General features: G+C 49.4%; 15 protein-coding genes. 10 read left to right on the top strand and 5 right to left on the bottom strand.

The window, feature by feature from the left end:
* Nucleotides 1-102: 102 nt before the first annotated feature.
* On the top strand, nt 103-2,679 hold the full coding sequence (gene leuS / locus ACR6Z4_RS20425; RefSeq protein ID WP_479719162.1) for a leucine--tRNA ligase: 2,577 nt from the start codon (nt 103-105) through the stop codon (nt 2,677-2,679).
* A 156-nt stretch (nt 2,680-2,835) separates the two neighbouring features.
* Nucleotides 2,836-3,561 carry a hypothetical protein gene (locus ACR6Z4_RS20420; protein WP_479719161.1) on the top strand — a complete coding sequence of 242 codons (726 nt, stop codon included), beginning with the start codon at nt 2,836-2,838 and terminating at the stop codon, nt 3,559-3,561.
* A 115-nt stretch (nt 3,562-3,676) separates the two neighbouring features.
* Here ACR6Z4_RS20420 and ACR6Z4_RS20415 read toward each other — a convergent pair whose 3' ends face one another.
* The 3 genes from ACR6Z4_RS20415 to ACR6Z4_RS20405 all read right to left on the bottom strand — a co-directional run bounded on the left by ACR6Z4_RS20415 (nt 3,677) and on the right by ACR6Z4_RS20405 (nt 6,013).
* A complete protein-coding gene (locus ACR6Z4_RS20415) occupies nt 3,677-4,162 on the bottom strand; it encodes a glutathione peroxidase (protein ID WP_479719160.1) in 486 nt (161 codons plus the stop codon).
* A gap of 237 nt (nt 4,163-4,399) precedes the next feature.
* Nucleotides 4,400-5,524 carry a tRNA guanosine(34) transglycosylase Tgt gene (gene tgt / locus ACR6Z4_RS20410; protein ID WP_479719159.1) on the bottom strand — a complete coding sequence of 375 codons (1,125 nt, stop codon included), beginning with the start codon at nt 5,522-5,524 and terminating at the stop codon, nt 4,400-4,402.
* Nucleotides 5,525-5,554: 30 nt separating this feature from the next.
* Nucleotides 5,555-6,013: a hypothetical protein gene (locus ACR6Z4_RS20405; RefSeq protein WP_479719158.1), complete on the bottom strand. Its 459-nt coding sequence runs from the start codon at nt 6,011-6,013 to the stop codon at nt 5,555-5,557.
* A 556-nt stretch (nt 6,014-6,569) separates the two neighbouring features.
* Here ACR6Z4_RS20405 and cobS point away from each other — a divergent pair.
* The 5 genes from cobS (at nt 6,570) to ACR6Z4_RS20380 (ending at nt 11,596) form a co-directional block, all read left to right on the top strand.
* A complete protein-coding gene (gene cobS, locus ACR6Z4_RS20400) occupies nt 6,570-7,370 on the top strand; it encodes an adenosylcobinamide-GDP ribazoletransferase (protein WP_479719157.1) in 801 nt (266 codons plus the stop codon).
* 407 nt (nt 7,371-7,777) lie between these two features.
* Nucleotides 7,778-9,121 carry a sensor histidine kinase gene (locus tag ACR6Z4_RS20395; protein ID WP_479719156.1) on the top strand — a complete coding sequence of 448 codons (1,344 nt, stop codon included), beginning with the start codon at nt 7,778-7,780 and terminating at the stop codon, nt 9,119-9,121.
* A 678-nt stretch (nt 9,122-9,799) separates the two neighbouring features.
* Entirely contained in the window at nt 9,800-10,279 is a 480-nt protein-coding gene (locus ACR6Z4_RS20390; RefSeq protein ID WP_479719155.1) for a Dps family protein, read from the top strand.
* Nucleotides 10,280-10,448: 169 nt separating this feature from the next.
* Entirely contained in the window at nt 10,449-10,691 is a 243-nt protein-coding gene (locus ACR6Z4_RS20385) for a DUF4351 domain-containing protein (protein WP_479719154.1), read from the top strand.
* A gap of 20 nt (nt 10,692-10,711) precedes the next feature.
* The gene (locus ACR6Z4_RS20380; RefSeq protein WP_479719153.1) at nt 10,712-11,596 is read left to right on the top strand and encodes a hypothetical protein; all 885 of its coding nucleotides are present in this window, start codon (nt 10,712-10,714) and stop codon (nt 11,594-11,596) included.
* A 204-nt stretch (nt 11,597-11,800) separates the two neighbouring features.
* Here ACR6Z4_RS20380 and rnc read toward each other — a convergent pair whose 3' ends face one another.
* The gene (gene rnc, locus ACR6Z4_RS20375) at nt 11,801-12,472 is read right to left on the bottom strand and encodes a ribonuclease III (RefSeq protein WP_479719152.1); all 672 of its coding nucleotides are present in this window, start codon (nt 12,470-12,472) and stop codon (nt 11,801-11,803) included.
* 237 nt (nt 12,473-12,709) lie between these two features.
* Nucleotides 12,710-12,910 (bottom strand): hypothetical protein, encoded by a 201-nt coding sequence (locus ACR6Z4_RS20370; protein WP_479719151.1) that lies wholly within the window; start codon nt 12,908-12,910, stop codon nt 12,710-12,712.
* A 428-nt stretch (nt 12,911-13,338) separates the two neighbouring features.
* Between ACR6Z4_RS20370 and ACR6Z4_RS20365 the strand changes: the two genes are divergently transcribed.
* The 3 genes from ACR6Z4_RS20365 (at nt 13,339) to ACR6Z4_RS20355 (ending at nt 17,108) form a co-directional block, all read left to right on the top strand.
* Complete coding sequence (locus tag ACR6Z4_RS20365) at nt 13,339-13,983, top strand: DUF3318 domain-containing protein (protein WP_479719150.1); 645 nt, start codon at nt 13,339-13,341, stop codon at nt 13,981-13,983.
* Between the two features lie 465 nt (nt 13,984-14,448).
* The gene (locus ACR6Z4_RS20360) at nt 14,449-15,486 is read left to right on the top strand and encodes an o-succinylbenzoate synthase (RefSeq protein ID WP_479719149.1); all 1,038 of its coding nucleotides are present in this window, start codon (nt 14,449-14,451) and stop codon (nt 15,484-15,486) included.
* Nucleotides 15,435-17,108 (top strand): 2-succinylbenzoate--CoA ligase, encoded by a 1,674-nt coding sequence (locus ACR6Z4_RS20355; protein ID WP_479719148.1) that lies wholly within the window; start codon nt 15,435-15,437, stop codon nt 17,106-17,108. Before ACR6Z4_RS20360 ends, ACR6Z4_RS20355 begins: the two co-directional genes overlap by 52 nt.
* Nucleotides 17,109-17,111 lie beyond the last annotated feature (3 nt).

Genomic DNA, 17,111 nt, shown 5'->3' with positions numbered 1-17,111 from the left:
TTCCCAATCACCCACTGGGGTTGGCTGAGTACCCTTCTCATCACTTTTCGGATAGGCTCTTAGAATGGTGTAAATAGATAGAGCTATCCAGAGGAGTCATCCGTGGAGTCCCGTTATAATCCCGCAACGATCGAGGAAAAGTGGCAGAATACTTGGGCTGAGCAAGGGTTAGACAAAACCCCTGAAACAACCGATCAGCCGAAATACTACGCACTGTCGATGTTTCCCTATCCGTCCGGGAATCTCCATATGGGGCATGTCCGCAACTATACGATTACGGATGTGATTGCCAGAGTGCATCGGATGCAGGGCTATCGCGTGTTGCATCCCATGGGTTGGGATGCGTTTGGCTTGCCAGCCGAAAATGCAGCGATCGATCGGGGCGTTCATCCTGCCAAGTGGACGTATCAAAATGTCGCACAGATGCGATCGCAACTCAAAAAACTGGGGTTATCTTACGACTGGGATCGGGAAGTGACCACCTGTTCGCCCGATTATTATCGCTGGACGCAGTGGTTGTTTTTAGAATTTTTTAAAGCTGGCTTAGCCTACCAAAAAGAAGCGGCAGTGAACTGGGATCCTGTCGATCAAACGGTGCTGGCAAATGAACAGGTGGATAGTGAAGGTCGTTCCTGGCGATCGGGGGCAAAGGTCGAGCGCCGTTTATTGCGGCAATGGTTCCTCAAAATCACCGACTATGCCGAACAGTTGCTGAAGGATCTGGATCAATTGGATGGCTGGCCCGAACGGGTGAAGCTGATGCAGGAAAACTGGATCGGTAAATCAACTGGGGCAGAGGTAACGTTCAAAACTGAAACCGATGATAATTTGACGGTCTTCACGACGCGCCCAGATACGCTCTGGGGAGCGACGTTTATGGTGCTGTCGCCGGAACATCCGCTGGTTGCAACGTTGACGACGGCTGCTCAGGCTGAAGCGATCGCCGCATATCAAGCCGCTGCCGCTGGCAAAAGCGAAATCGATCGCACAGCTGAGGAACGAGAAAAAACAGGGGTTTGGACGGGCAGTTATGCCATCAATCCCGTTAACGATGAGAAGATTCCTATCTGGATTGCTGACTATGTGCTGATGGGCTACGGAACGGGTGCGATTATGGCGGTGCCTGCCCACGATCAGCGTGACTTTGAGTTTGCCAAAACCTTCAACTTGCCGATCAAGGTGGTGGTGCAACCCACCGATCAAACCCTGGATGCTACAACGATGACCGAGGCGTTTGCCAGTGATGGGGTGATGGTTAATTCTGGACCATTGGATGGGGTTGCCGCCGGGAAAGGTGCCGGTCAAAGTGTGGCAACGGCGATCGCCTGGTTAGAAGCCAACGGCAAGGGCAAAGGCACCGCAACCTATCGCTTGCGAGATTGGTTAATTTCGCGGCAACGCTATTGGGGTTGCCCAATTCCCATTATCCATTGTCCCGACTGTGGTGCAGTGGCAGTTCCCGATGCTGACTTGCCTGCCTTGTTGCCCGAAAATGTTGAATTCTCCGGACGGGGTGCATCGCCCTTAGCCCAGATGGAGTCGTGGATTAATGTGCCTTGTCCCAGTTGCGGGACTCCTGCAAAACGTGAAACAGACACGATGGATACGTTTATCTGTTCGTCGTGGTACTTTTTGCGTTACGCCGATGCGAACAACGATCAACGAGTATTTGATCCAGCCAAAGCAAACGATTGGTTGCCTGTCGATCAATATGTGGGCGGAATTGAACACGCCATTTTGCACTTACTGTATTCGCGGTTCTTTACCAAAGTCTTGCGCGATCGCGGGTTACTCAATTTCGATGAACCGTTCAAGCGATTGCTGACCCAGGGGATGGTGCAGGCAGCAGCTTACAAAAATCCAGTAACGGGCAAATACTTTGCCCCGGCTGACCTGGCAGATGTGTCGAAACCCGTTGATCCAACCACTGGCGATCCGTTAGAAGTCGTCTTCGAGAAAATGTCGAAGTCCAAATACAACGGCATCGATCCCAAACAGGTGTTGGAAAAATATGGCGCAGATACGGCTCGCATGTTTATCTTGTTCAAAGCTCCACCCGAAAAGGATCTGGAATGGGATGAAGCCGATGTTGAGGGACAGTTTCGGTTTCTCAATCGGGTCTGGCGGTTGGTAACAGAGTTTGCTGCTCAATCTTCGTCCAGCAAAACCAAAGCCAATGAACCCTTGAGCAAGTCCGAAAAAACGTTGCGCTACGCCATTCACTACGCCATCCAGCACATCACCGAAGATTTGGCAGGCGACTATCAACTCAATACTGCCGTTTCAGAGTTGATGAAGCTGAGCAACGCCATCACTGATGCCGACTGCAAAACTTCGCCTATTTACACAGAAGGTATTGATACTCTGGTGCGGTTATTGGCTCCGTTTTCCCCGCATATTGCCGAAGAACTCTGGCAAATCCTGGGGCATACGGACTCGATCCACCGCCAAACCTGGCCCGCCTACGATCCATCGGCGCTGGTGGTAGACGAAATTGCTCTGGTAATTCAAATTATGGGTAAAACTCGCGGCACGATTCAGGTTCCGGCTCAGTCTGACAAAGCTGCGCTAGAGCAATATGCCCGCGAGTCAGAATTGGCGCAACGGTATATTACGGGCAAAGAGATCAAAAAAGTGATCGTGGTGCCGGGGAAACTGGTCAACTTTGTCATTGCCTGACGATCGACGAGTGTGGCGCGGCTCCACTGCGCCACACTCACCCCAAAGATGACCAGGGCGATCGCCACCATTCTTAAAGATTCATTCATGTCCACGGCTCACCCACCCGAATATTGTGGGGATAGGGAACACCATTATCCGAAGGTAGGTAAGACAATGGCTAGGCGATATAGGATTGGGCAGATTTTATCTGGCATCGGGCTGATTGCATTAACGGCTTGTGCCCAAAGCCAAAGCCCATCAAGCCCTAGCCCACTGGCTGAATCTCCGGCACCCTCTGCTCCAACTAGTACTCCAATCCCTTCGGTCACGAATACTTCAGAGGAATCAAGCAGCCCGATTGCAGAAGCCCCACTGTCCCCTGTCGCTCGTCCAGCAACCGAGACGGCAACCTTAACAGTGGAGGGCGAACCCGAAGAAATTCAACTGGTATTGTTTGATCCCGACAATTTACCGTTTAGTACCTATTTGCCTGAAGGTAATTTTACCGACGAAGCAACGAGTTCCGATGAAGGCACCGGGGTACGGTTATATTGGACATTTGCCGGTGATGTGGATGAGAGCGCCTACATCCATGCGTTTTTTCCGGCTCAGTCGATGAGTCTGGATGCGATGAAAGACTTTATTGCAGGCGATCGCGGTTTAATGGCAAGCAATAACTGGTCTGAAGTCAATCGCACGACTGATATTCCATATCCCTGGGCAAAAGAGGCGATCGCCTTCGAAGAAAATTCTGAAGCCGGATATTTCTTAGGCGTGATTGTGATTGGCGAACGCGATGGTGACGCTTTCTACATTGCCAGTCGCTACCCAGCCGAATATGCAGACGGGTTTCAACCCAGATTTGAATTGGTCTTAGACCATTTAGAACTAAAAAATTAGAGCGGTGGTTTTGTCATTTTTTGTGAGAGAGCGACGGCGGAGCCGTCGCTCTCTCACAAAAAATTAGGCTTTATAAAATTCACGATCCGGAATCTTCAACGGATCGGCATTCAGTTTACTTCGATAGCTCTTTTTCGATCGCGGTAACCAGTTCGGCATCATTGGGAGCAACACTGCTGCGGTAGCGCCCAACCACTTCGCCCTGTTTATTCACCAAAAATTTCTCAAAATTCCAGGAGACATCGCCTGTGGGGTCTATCGCCGTCGTCAGACGAGCATATAGTGGATGCTGATAAGCACCTTTGGCATGAACCTTATCAAACAATTCAAACGTGACGCCATAATTGCGATCGCAAAATTGAGCAATCTCCTCATTGGTGCCGGGTTCTTGAGTACCGTAATCATTGCAGGGAAAGCCGAGCACCTTTAACCCTTGCTTACCATAGGTTTGATTCAACTGCTCTAACCCTTTATATTGCGGAGTGTAACCACAATAGGAGGCTACATTCACAATTAACAGCACGTTGCCAGCATAATCGCTGAGCTGCTTTTCTTCACCTGTAATGGTTTTAACCGTAATGTCGGATACTGAGCTTTTCATTTTAATTCACAAAACTTAACTCCTGTATTTATAGTAGAGCACGTTAGGGAAAGGAGCACTGCTGATTTAGGCTATGAAATCTGGTGTGAGCGCCGCGCTCTGCGCGGCGCTCACACCAGATTTCATAGATGGATTAAGCCATGTCACGAAAGGACTCTATTTAAACTATTTAAACGAGTGAGGGAGCGCCGCTCAGCGGCGCTCCCTCACTTGTTTGAATTCCGGGTTAGCAAATAATTAACTGGGCACGTCAGGGCTGGGACTCAACCAATGACTGAACTCTGACTCAAAGCGATCGCCCAAAATAGCGGCTCGGATGCGTTGAGTAAAGTGAATCAGTTCGGTGATGTTGTGAATCGAGATCAGCGTGTACGCCAAAATCTCATACGTTCGCAACAAATGGCTGAGGTAAGCCCGTGTAAAGGTCTGGCAGGTGTAGCAAGAACAATGCTCATCCAGGGGGGTGAAGTCTTGCTTGAACCGAGCATTCTTAAGATTCCAGCGTTCTCCCTGGACTAACGCATTTCCATGACGCGCCAATCGGGTCGGGATCACACAATCAAATAAATCAACCCCTGCGGCGATCGCCTGTGCCATCTCCCGGTAGGTTCCCACCCCCATCAAATAGCGGGGTTTATCCGGTGGCAACAGAGGCGTGGTAGCTTGCACAATTTTCTCAATCAACGCCGGTGGTTCTCCGACGCTGACCCCCCCAATGGCATACCCTGGCAAATCGAACGTTGCCAATGCTTTTGCCGACTGCTCTCGCAAATCTAAATAGACCCCACCCTGGACAATCGCAAACAACGCCTGGTCGGGTCGTTGATGGGCAGCGATACAACGCTCTAGCCAGCGGTAAGTCCGCTCGGTGGATGCATTGACGGCGTCCCAGCTGGCAGGGTAAGGCGGACATTCATCAAATGCCATGATTACATCGGCACCCAGAGCATTTTGAATCTGAATTGATTTCTCTGGGGTCAGATGAATCAATTGTCCATCGCGCGGGGATTTGAACGTGACGCCTTCATCGGTAATAGAACGCATCTCGCTCAGGCTAAAAACCTGGAACCCTCCCGAATCTGTCAGAATCGGACCACTCCAGCCCATGAAACGGTGTAACCCACCTGCCTGCTCGACAATAGCTTCACCGGGCTGCAAATGTAAGTGGTAAGTATTTGCCAGAACCATTTGTGCCCCTGTTGCCTTTAGTTGGTCAGGGGTGACTGTTTTGACATTTGCCAATGTTCCCACAGGCATAAACCGGGGTGTTTCGACTGCACCGTGGGGGGTTGAAAAAACTCCGGCTCGGGCGTTTGTATGACTGCACCGAGCCTGACACTCAAAGGAAAATTGTGAACTCAACTCTAGAAAAACTTGAAACAGCTAGGAAACTTACAGAGGAAAATTCTCCTCGTCATCAATCCGCACATCCCAACCCGCAGAGAGAACTTCAGCCACGACGGCTTCTAGTGCGGCGGCATTCAAGCAGCGAGTCGTTTGCTCTTGGAGGGGATTGGAAAGGGGAATTAAGCGGAGTTGGAGAGTATCTTGCACCAGATCAAACCGTGCTTCTTGTTCTGGCGATCGCCTCAGCTCTAAATAATCAAAGCTACAAACATTAATGTAAAGCGTATGGTTTGCCACTAACGTTGAGCGTTGAGGATCGGAGAAGACCTCCAGTACATATCCTTCGCCTTCACTTAGCACCTGCCCATCTTGACTGTAAACATAGCGCACCCGACTCAAATCGGAAAGCAGTCTTTGCATATCTTGCTTGTTGATCACAAGACCTGTGTCAACAATGCAAGGAGCGGGCAACTTTGTGTTTCCAGAGAGTTGATCATGACTCATAAAAACAGAAACCCTTGACCTAGATTAATAAGACCGTAGGTCGCTCAACAACAGGGGAACATAGAAACAGGAAACTGCCAATCAAGAGAGACTTTCCGGAAGAAAACCTTGTGTAAATCTTGACTAGCTTAAATCTAACCGAGTGTAGAGGAATTGCTTCCTCTTCAGTAGAGGACCAATTAATGAAACACTTCCTGCACATCCTATCAAAAAAAACAGGATGGAGAAAAGTACAGCACACATGGATTAGTAGCGCATGAAACAATCTTATCCCAGGATTTAAGATTCTTCTTTAATAGAATCTACTGAACTTCCTGAATAGTTTGAATTTTCTGACTTTTCTTGCGATTTCCAGGATTAAATCAAGCTTTAATTATGGCGCTAAGCACGCTTCAGAGATTCAGCCAAAGCGCTGAACCTATCCAACTCGCGATGTGATATGTCCTATTTCAGATCAATTCTTTAGACAGGCTTTTAAGGATAGAAAATCAAATCAAGTCCGGTTTTGGTGTGGCGCGGCGGAGCCGCGCCACACCAAAACCAGTACACCAAATTAATGGATAGGGTTGGAGCGAGAGTCATTGGGCAAAGGATTGTGACATTTTTTACGGTTGGATTTTCTCAAGTGTTGGCAGCGATCGCCTTTTATACCTGTCTGCCAATTCCGTTAGCTGCCACCCTGGATTTTCGCTTTGTGGCGCGTTTGGCTCCCCTGGTGGGGATCTTAATGGGGAGTAGTTTGGCGATAGTTGATCTCGGTTTACAGGCTGTGCAAATGCCCTCGTTAACGCGCAGTGCCGTTTTAGTTTTAACTGCGTTGGCAATCACAGGGGGGTTGCATCTGGATGGCGCGATGGATACGGCGGATGGGTTGGCGGTTCCAGATCCCCAACGTCGTCTGGAGGTGATGACAGATAGTGCAACGGGGGCATTTGGGGCAATGGCAGCGATCGCCATTTTGCTGCTGAAAACTGTTGCGTTGAATGATCTAACTGACTATCGGGCGATCGCGTTGATTCTGGCTCCGGGTTGGGGCAGATGGGCACAACAAATGGCGATCGCCCGGTACCCCTATTTGAAACCCTCTGGCAAAGGCGCATTTCACAAAACCGCGTTGCCGTCTGTGTGGCACACCGTGCCTAGTTTGGGCTTGCTTGTGGGCATCAGCCTGGTCAGCATCTGGCACATTAGCAATCATTGGCAACCTGTGGCACTCCTACTCATGGCTGGTATAGGGCTGGCGGTGGCAGTTCCTGCCTGGTTTCAGCACCAGTTGGGTGGACAGACAGGCGATACCTATGGGGCGGCGGTGGAATGGACAGAAACTTTATTTTTGATAGCGTTGACTCTTTTCTAGGGTTGCCAACGCCAGGCTACAAAATAGGTTGAGGCTATGCCTTCCAGACCAAAAGAGTGATGGGCTGAGGAGCTTCGCGGAGCGAAGCTCCTCAGCCCATCGTTGGCTCTACCTCAATGGCATCAGGCAATAGAACCTTCCTGATCTCAATATGTAGCCCGAATTTGAGGAATGAATACAGGTAGATTTGTGATGAATATCACAGCGTTGCACCAAGTTTTTCACATTTAAGAACTAGATTGAGACTATCACCCGAGCACCCGGTCATTTATAACCCTGTTCTAGCGATATCCGAGATCAATGGCAGAACCGCACTACATGGGTTGCAATCTATCATTTTCATGACCCAGGCGACCCCTGTCAGCCCAGCGTGCCGTTTATCTTCTATCCTCGGCTAAGAGAACATTATGCAAGTCGCTCCCTTCCCATACAACGAAAATCAAAGACTGAAAGCACTCTACGAATACAATATTTTTGATACGTTGCCGGAAGAGGCGTTTGATGATCTGACTCGGCTCGCTTCCTATATCTGCGGAACGCCTATTTCTTTAATTAGCCTGATCGATCGCGATCGCCAATGGTTTAAATCTAAAGTGGGCTTGGATGCGAATGAAACCTCGCGGGATCTGGCATTTTGCGCCCATGCCATTTTACAAACAGAGCCTCTCGTTATCCCTGATGCCTTAGAAGACGAGCGATTTGCTGACAATCCTCTGGTTACGGACGGAACCGTACGATTTTATGCTGGGGTACCGCTGATCAATCCCGATGGCTATACCTTAGGCACCCTCTGCGCCATCGATCAACATCCTCGCCAGCTCACCCCCGAACAACTCTCTGCATTACAAGCCCTGGGGCGTCAGGTGATTTCGCAACTAGAACTGCGCCGCAACCTGATCAATCTGGCACAGGCACAAACACACCTGGTACAAAGTGAAAAAATGTCGAGTCTGGGACAGCTGGTTGCCGGGGTTGCCCATGAAATCAATAACCCCGTGAATTTTATTCATGGCAACTTAAAGCATGTCCAGCGCTACATAGAAGACTTATTAGACGTTCTGCAACTCTATCAAAGCGAATATCCTGCGCCTGCCGATGCCCTGCAACAAAAGCTGGAAGACAGGGAGATCGATTTTGTCATGGAAGATCTACCCAAAACCCTCAGTTCGATGAAAGTGGGAACCGATCGGATTCGGGAAATCATCAAATCGCTCCGATCATTTTCACGCCTGGATGAGGCAGCCGTTAAATTTGTCAATATCCACGAAGGCATCGACAATACACTGACGATCTTGCAACACAGGTTGCAGCCAAAGCCCAGTCAGTCTGCAATTCAAGTGGTGAAACACTATGGTAATTTGCCCCTGATCGAGTGTTATTCCGGGCAGCTCAATCAGGTATTTATGAACATTTTGAGTAATGCCATTGATGCGCTTCAGGCACTGAATCCGGGCGATCGCACAGACAATGCTCAAATAGAAATCTATACAGAACTGATCCAGACAGATCGAATTGCTATCCGCTTTCGAGACAATGGCGTTGGTATTCCGCCTGAGCAGCAGCAACGTATTTTTGATCCCTTTTTCACCACTAAACCGATTGGCAAAGGAACTGGGCTGGGTCTATCGATTAGTTATCAGGTCGTGACCGAAAAACACCATGGCTCTTTACAGTGCATTTCCTCAGTCACCAGTGGTACAGAACTCGTGATTGAAATTCCCACCCGGCAAGAATATTCCTTAAGAGCCTGAGGGATGAGGACGATAACCTGATGATCTGCGAACTTTAGTGTGGGTGCCGCGCGAAGCGCAGCACCCACACTAAAGTTCGCAGACTAGCGCCATAAATTTTGGGAAGAGGGTATATAGCGCTGTGCAGAAACGGTGTTGTGGGGCGCGGAGCGCCCCACAACACCGTTTCTGCACCTAACGAACTTGCACACCGCTATAAATCGGTGACATAAGTCGTACTCGTTATGAGTATGATAAACTAATAAGCAGGTTGATTCAGACAAAGTCTAGGTGCTCATGAGATGGCAGCCGTTGCTCCCAATTTCTATGCAGAAGGGGGGAAGCAAACATACCAAAAATCATCCAATAGTTCGATGCAGTTTTGATGGAACTCTTATATGCTCCGTCTTGGGCGAGTGAGCATTACCCGAGCTGCATAAACATACATGAACATAAAGATGGCGATCGCTATTCTGCTCAAGCCAGCATTTGGTCAGAATCTACTTAATCTGTTCGCCCGGTCATCCGTCTCGCACCCGCTTTATCGATCATCCTGAATCTCGATCAGCCTGAAATTATTGGCACTCAAGTGGCACCCTACCCGCCAACGGTAGGGTCAGGGTAAACCTGCTAAAAGCCATCCAAACCTTTTCCTGAAGCCAATTTCAATTCAACTCAACCACCAGAAAGGAGATCTCTATGACAGTTACGCTAGAAACCAAACAAACTGAAGTTGTCAAAACGCTTAACCGTGAACAAGCCAATGCTCTAGTTGCTTACCTCAACTACAAAAAATATCACTGGCTTACCTACGGTCCCCTCTTCCGCGACTTGCATCTGCTGTTTGAAGGTCAAGGCGGAGAGGTGTTTGACATGATTGATGAGTTGGCAGAGCGCAGCATGATGATTGATGGAACTCCAGTTGCCGACCCAGCTCAATATATCCCTACCGCAACGGTGAAACCCTCGTCAGGACGACTAACCGTCAAAGAAATGGTAGAAGAAGCGATCGCCACTCACGAATTGATCATCGAAGAAATGCACCAGGATGCAGAAATTGCCACCGAAGCAGGCGATATCGGCACTGCTGATCTCTATACCCGTCTGGTACAAGTTCACCAAAAACATCGCTGGTTCTTAAAAGAACTGTTGAGAAAAGGTGACAATTTGGTTTCGTAGTTTTTGGCTGTTAGCTAATAGCTGTTAGCTGTTAGTTAGCTTGTCTGATCTATTAAAATCCCAGTTTTTTGATGGTGTAAAGATGCGCCACGACAAAACTGGGATTTTGTTCAACAGCTTAAAGTACGAGTTTTGGCAAGAGTTGAAGGCGTACGAGGAGGAACGACGAATGCCTTATATTACTAGTGTCGAACAGATTGGGTTTGAACAGGGAATTGAACGAGGAATTGAGCAGGGGGAGCGATCGCTAGTTTTGGAACAATTGGCGAGTTTATGTGGAGACCTGCCGCAGCCTGTGCAATCTACGATCGCCAAGTTGTCAGGCGATCGCATCAAAGCACTGAGTTTAGCGCTGTTGAGGTTTCAGAGTTTGCTCGATTTAGAACAGTGGTTAAGGGAAAATTCACAGTAGCCATTTAAGGAGATGCGATCGTGGCACAGCCCATTCGAGTTTTGTTGCAAACGACCATTCCGACCACTGAAGACGATTGGAGTATTGCCCGATTTTCGTTGCTCACTGAGTATCTTGCGGCTTTGACTGATGCCAATAGTCAGCCTTTGGTTAGTGTGACAGCTCGCGATCGCCAACCCGATGCCGATGGTAATGATCCTGTCTTAAGCTATTTAAATCGGGCGGAGTTTGATCAACTCTGGCTGTTTGCGCTGGATGTGGGCGATGGGTTGAGTGCCCAAGATTGTGCGGGCATTACCCGCTTTCACCAACAGGGTGGGGGCATTTTCACCACTCGTGATCACCAGGACATGGGGATTTCCATGTGTGCGTTGCATACCTTGGGAATGTTTCATTACTTCCATTCCCAACAACTAGACCCTGATGAGTCTCGTTGCTGTGCTGATGATTCCTACACGACCTCAATTTCTTATCCCAATTATCATTCTGGGCGCAATGGCGACTACCAGCGCATTTCCCCAGTTGAACCGATCCATCCGCTATTAAAAAAAACGCAGGGTGTGATCGAGTATTTTCCGGCCCATCCCCATGAAGGTGGAGTTGGGGTGCCCGATAACATTAGCTATGCGCGAGTTATTGCAACGGGCACCAGTGCTGTGACCCATCGCCCATTTAATCTGGTGGTGGCAGGCGATCGCACAGCGGATGGCAATGGCAATACAGTAGGACGGTTTGTTGCCCAATCCACCTTTCACCATCTGGTTGACTATAACTGGGATATTACCAAAGGCTGTCCCACGTTCGTCTCCGAAGCTGCTGGCGATGGCTATCAAAACCATCCCGAAGCGTTGGACGATATTAAAGCCTATGTCCATAATCTAGTGGTATGGTTAGCTCCGGCTTAACCCCTATATAGCAATCCTAAATCAGTTGTGAAAGCGCCCGCCCTTCGGGCGGGCGCTTTCACAACTGATCAGGTTCACAAATCAAATAGGATTGCTATAGCAATCGTCGAGACGGTTAAATTAGAAGGTTGTGAGAGAACCCGCGCGGAGCGCGGGTTCTCTCACAACCTTTGCCCTAATCAACCCCTCGACGGCTATAGCAGCTCACAAGTCCAATTGCCGGAGGGCATCTTCGGCAGCCCGTTTTTCGGCTTCGCGTTTGCTGCGATCGCTACCTCGTCCATAAATGCGATCGCCCACTAGCACTTCAGCCGTAAACGTTTTAGCGTGATCAGGTCCCGATTCAGCGGTAATGCGATATCTAGGATTGTCCGGTCCCAAGTTTGCCAGTGCCCACTGCTGAAACAAACTCTTAGGGTCAATCGTACACCCTGCTTCATCTCCCATTTGCTGGGCAATGGGGGTAAACAGTTCTCTGACATACTCTTGTGCCGCATCAATACCAGAGTCTAAAAAGTAAGCCCCAATGACCGCTTCAAAGGCATCACTCAAGATCGAAGGGTTGTGTCGTCCTCTTTCTTTCTCAACGCCCCGTCCCATGCGCAATAAATGCCCCAGGTTGAGCGACACAGCAAATTCTGACAGACGAGGCTGATCGACTAATGCAGAACGGCGACGGGTCAGTTCCCCTTCGGGCAATTCTGGATACAGCCGATAAAGCAACACACCAACCAAAAACCCCAGCACGGCGTCGCCTAAAAATTCTAGGCGTTGATTATCTGGCAAGTTTTGTTCTGGGCGTTCATTACAGTAAGACTTATGTGTAAGCGCCTGTTCCAAAAGCGACGGGTCGTAAAATTTGGGTAGTTCAGGCATTACTCAATCATGGTTGACCGCAACTCCCTATAGGATTCTAGTTGACCCATGACCGTTTAATGCAAACCAGGCAATCAAAGTACATAGAGGCTGAATCGACCCGATTTACAGCGATATTCGGCGTTAGTGATCGGAGCTATAAAAATGGGTGTGGGTGCCGCGCTTCACGCCGCACCCACACCCATTTTTATGACTAGATTCAGCAATGCCAACAAGCAAGATGTACTGAAGTGCAAGCTAATCTGCAACCGACCGATTAGTAGGCAAAGCAGTGGTGGAGCTGGTTTGAGAAGCTGCACCATAAATATTAGCAAGGTGATAGTTTGGATTGGATGAGGTGCCAAGTCCCGTCAATTGTCGATCTAGGGAAGCGATAAAGCCCAAGGTCATCGTCAAAGCAATGGCAGTTACTAGTGTATCGACTCGAAGTGTTGTCATAATAGGCTCCCTTTTCAGCAGTCCTTACAGTCGTCGCTTGAAGCACCTCTGACAGGAATACTTATATCCTACCCACGCCCATCTATGCAGCCCAAGCGTAGTCTTACTGTTCACAGAAACAATATTAGGACGATCGATTCCGTAAAAACTTCACTAAGCGATAAAATCCGGGCGCGGATTGTACGGATAGGACTGCAACTTCACGTTAAATTAAAATCAGTATGGCGAATTACACTGAGATCGGGTTGTACCGACTGCTGAATCACAGGGGTAAAAGTTAAGATTAGGAGAGGAGTCGGAGTCTAGGAGAGCAAACGCAACGTTCTGCTCAGTTCTATCTGCTGGAACACTCCATCGGGGCAAAAGACCGATATACTCCATAGAAAGGATCTGGTTTATTTCGATTTGAATCGTTGAAGGTGAGATTCATGACCTCATATGCTACTGCTACTGCAAGAGCTGATCTGAGTGAGCTACGACGGCTCAAGGGTCTGCTGCCACCTGAACTCAAAAGTTGGGTGTCTGTTGAAGCAGCCACGGCGGTCAACCCACCTCTAGTCACCTGTGAAGAGATCGGAAAAGATCAAGTAGAAATTCAGATTGATTTGGTGAAGTGGGATGCCTTAGCGCTCGATCAGCGCAATCTACTGTTTTGGCACGAAGTTGCCCGCATCCAGAACGATACGATTCCCAGAGATGGGTGGGAAATGGCAGCATTGGCGATCGGTCTGGGCGGCGCAGTGGGTGAACTGTGGGTACAGGATGGTCTGTTGTTGGTTTTAGCCCTGGTGTTGTGTAGCGTATCGGGTTTCCGGTTATATCAGCGCAATAATGGGCAAAAACAGTTGAAAGAAGCGGTTGACTCCGATGACAAGGCGATCGCCCTGGCAACCCGATTTGGTTATACCCTGCCCAATGCTTATAAGAGTCTGGGAAGTGCTTTAAAAATCCTGATTGATCAGGCACCGAACAAACGCCAGCGCAAAAAATACGAGACTCGCCTCGATGCGTTGCGTCGGAGCGCGGCTAAAGCTAAGGCTAAAGCGAAGACCGCCCGAGAAGACGTACAGTAATATTTCTTCAAAAAGGCGCACTCCCTGCGGGAGTGCGCCTTTTTTCGTTTAACTAGTAGATCCAATCAAACGTTTTATAGCGGTGTGCAAGTTCGTTAAGTACAGAAACGGTGTTGTGGGGCGCGGAGCGCCCCACAACACCGTACTGAATCAACCTGCACAGCGCTATACAGCGGGGTGCAGGGATTCCACCCCTGCGTGGGGCGCAGCCCACACACCCCATGTTGCAAAATTTATACCGATTTAAATAGACTGCGCGGCACATCAATCTTCTGTAAGGGCGCATCGCGATGCGCCCCCACGGGATCTGGTGCAATCGCTCATTAAATTGGTATTAGTATTCGCAACACTAGGGGTATTCATGGAATGACGTTTTGTTATGTGAGTGTCGTTCATGCCACAAAAAACTATTACTTTTTTAGGACAACCAAACGTTGATTGAGAACGATCGCACTGAGATGACGGATGTCCTGTCGGTTTGAATTTCGCCCCTATGCTCGTCCCTTCAAACGTGCTCTCGAAACCCATCATGGTCTATGGGTAAAACGGGAGGGCATTATTTTGCGACTCATTCATCCAGATGAGCACATTGCCTGGGGTGAGATCGCACCCTTACCCTGGTTTGGCACAGAATCATGGGCAGATGCGTTGAGCTTTTGTCAGCAACTTCCTGCGGTGTTAACCGAGGAGGAGATGGGGTCCATTCCCGATCGCTTGTATGCTTGCCAGTTTGGGTTTGAGTCTGCCTGGGAACTGCTGCATTCCGTTGAGGTGGATCAGACGCTGACTCAACCCCTGACCTATAGTTATCTGCTGCCAACTGGGGCGATCGCTCTGCATTCCTGGCAAATCCCCTGGACGGAGGGATACCGAACCTTTAAGTGCAAAATTGGGGTGCAGCCGATGCAAGCCGAGTGGGACTGGATCGCCCCCCTGCACCAGGCTTTACCCGCAGGCAGCACAATTCGACTGGATGCCAACGGTGGACTGAGCTATGAAGAGGCTTGCCGGTGGCTAGAGTGGTGCGATCGCCAGAATAGGGGATTTGAACTGGGATCACGGCTCTTGGGAACGATCGAATTTTTAGAGCAACCCTTGCCACCCGATTCGTTTGAGCAGTTATTGCAACTCAGTCAGCAATACCAAACCCCGATCGCGTTGGATGAGTCGGTGACGACGGTGCATCAGTTAGAGCAGTGCTATCAGGCAGGGTGGCGCGGAATTTTTGTGATCAAAGCGGCGATCGCAGGATCTATCCATCCGTTGCGAACCTTTTGTCGAACGCGCAATGTTGATGTAGTCTGGTCTTCAGTCTTTGAAACAGCGATCGCTCGCCACTTTATTGAAACTCGCCTGATTCCGTCTGTCCCGCAACAGCAACGGGCAATTGGCTTTGGGATCAATCAATGGTTTGGCGATCGCCGCTTCGATCAATCCAATTTTGAAGAAATATGGCAGACCCTCTCACCTACCTGCGACAGCGCCACAACGACCACTGGCTGATCGGTCAGAGGGAAAGCCAGATTGTAGATGTCACTGAGCGACGACTTCAGGAACTTGCCCAAGCAGCGCACTCAGGAACTTTGCCAGTAATTTTGCTGACAGAAAGCGATCCAATAAAGTTCCTGGGAAGTTTTATGGCAGCATGTACTGCCCATTATCCCGTATTTTTAGGGAATCCCCAGTGGGTTGAAGCGGAATGGCAGCAGGTGCTTGATTACGTAAAACCCGATCTGATCTGGGGTATTCAACCCGGACACTCTATCCGTGAAAATGCGATGCATCTCGGCAACGAGATCCGTAGTAAAGACGCGATCGATGTTGGAAATACGATCCGTGCTAGAAATGCGATCAGTGTTGGCAATGAGATCACGGTTGGAAACCGGATGGATGTTGGTAATGGGATCGACGTCGGTCACGCGATCGGTGTTGGTAATGGGATCAATCCTGGTAAAGCGATCGGAAGTAGAGACGCAATCGAGATTGAAAACGGGATGGATGGTAGAGACGCGATGAATCGCGTCTTCACGGGGGGAGCAGGCACAATTATGATTTCGACAGGTGGAACGTCTGGACAAATTCGTTTTGCCATTCATACCTGGGACACGTTGATGGCGTCGGTGCGCGGATTTCAGCACTATTTCCAGGTCGAACAGGTGAATGCGTGTTGTGTGTTACCGCTTTATCATGTCAGCGGATTGATGCAAGTTCTGCGATCGCTGACGACGGGAGGACAGCTTGCCCTCTTCCCCTTTAAATTCCTGACCCATGGAACGTTGCCAGAGTTTGATCCCCAGACTTTTTTTATTTCGTTAGTCCCCACTCAACTCAAACGATTGCTAGATCAGCCTGACTTAACAGACTGGCTGAGCCGATTTCAAACTGTGTTACTGGGAGGTGCGCCTGCCTGGGAAGGCTTATTGACCCAGGCAAGACAGGCACAGATTCGGGTGGCACCTACCTATGGCATGACCGAAACAGCCTCCCAAATTGCGACACTCAAACCAGACGATTTTCTTCAAGGAAAAACGGGGTGTGGGCAGGTGCTACCGCACGCGCACATTACTGTAGGCGATCGCCCAGATCATTGTCTGCCACCGAACCAGATGGGCAACGTTTGGATTCAAGCCGATTCGCTAGCACTGGGCTATTATCCATCCGGCACCCACGATCCCGTTAATCTCGGTTTTGAAACGGTGGATGAAACTGGCGATCGCACTCCTGATCACCGACCTGGCAATTCTGCGAATCGCGTTTTTCCAACGGATGATCTGGGCTACTTTGATGAGCAAGGCTATCTGCATCTGGTGGGGCGCAATAGCCAAAAAATTATTTCTGGCGGAGAAAATGTATTTCCGGCTGAAGTTGAAGCTGCCATTCACACGACCGGAAAAGTGGCGGATGTTTGTGTTATCGGTTTACCCGACTCGGAGTGGGGCGAACGGGTGACGGCAATTTATGTACCGCGTGATGCATCCGTAACTGTTGCCGACTTGCAAACCGGGATTAGCCATAAATTGTGTAGCTTCAAACGTCCCAAACACTGGATTGCCAGCGATCGCCTGCCCCGCAATAGCCAGGGCAAAATTAACATCGCAGCATTAAAACGTATGATTAAAGCTTAACCA

The sequence above is a fragment of the Calyptranema fuscum S582 genome, assembly GCF_055793305.1.
Note: the sequence above shows the minus strand (reverse complement) of the source record. Positions and strands in the feature narration are given on the sequence as shown.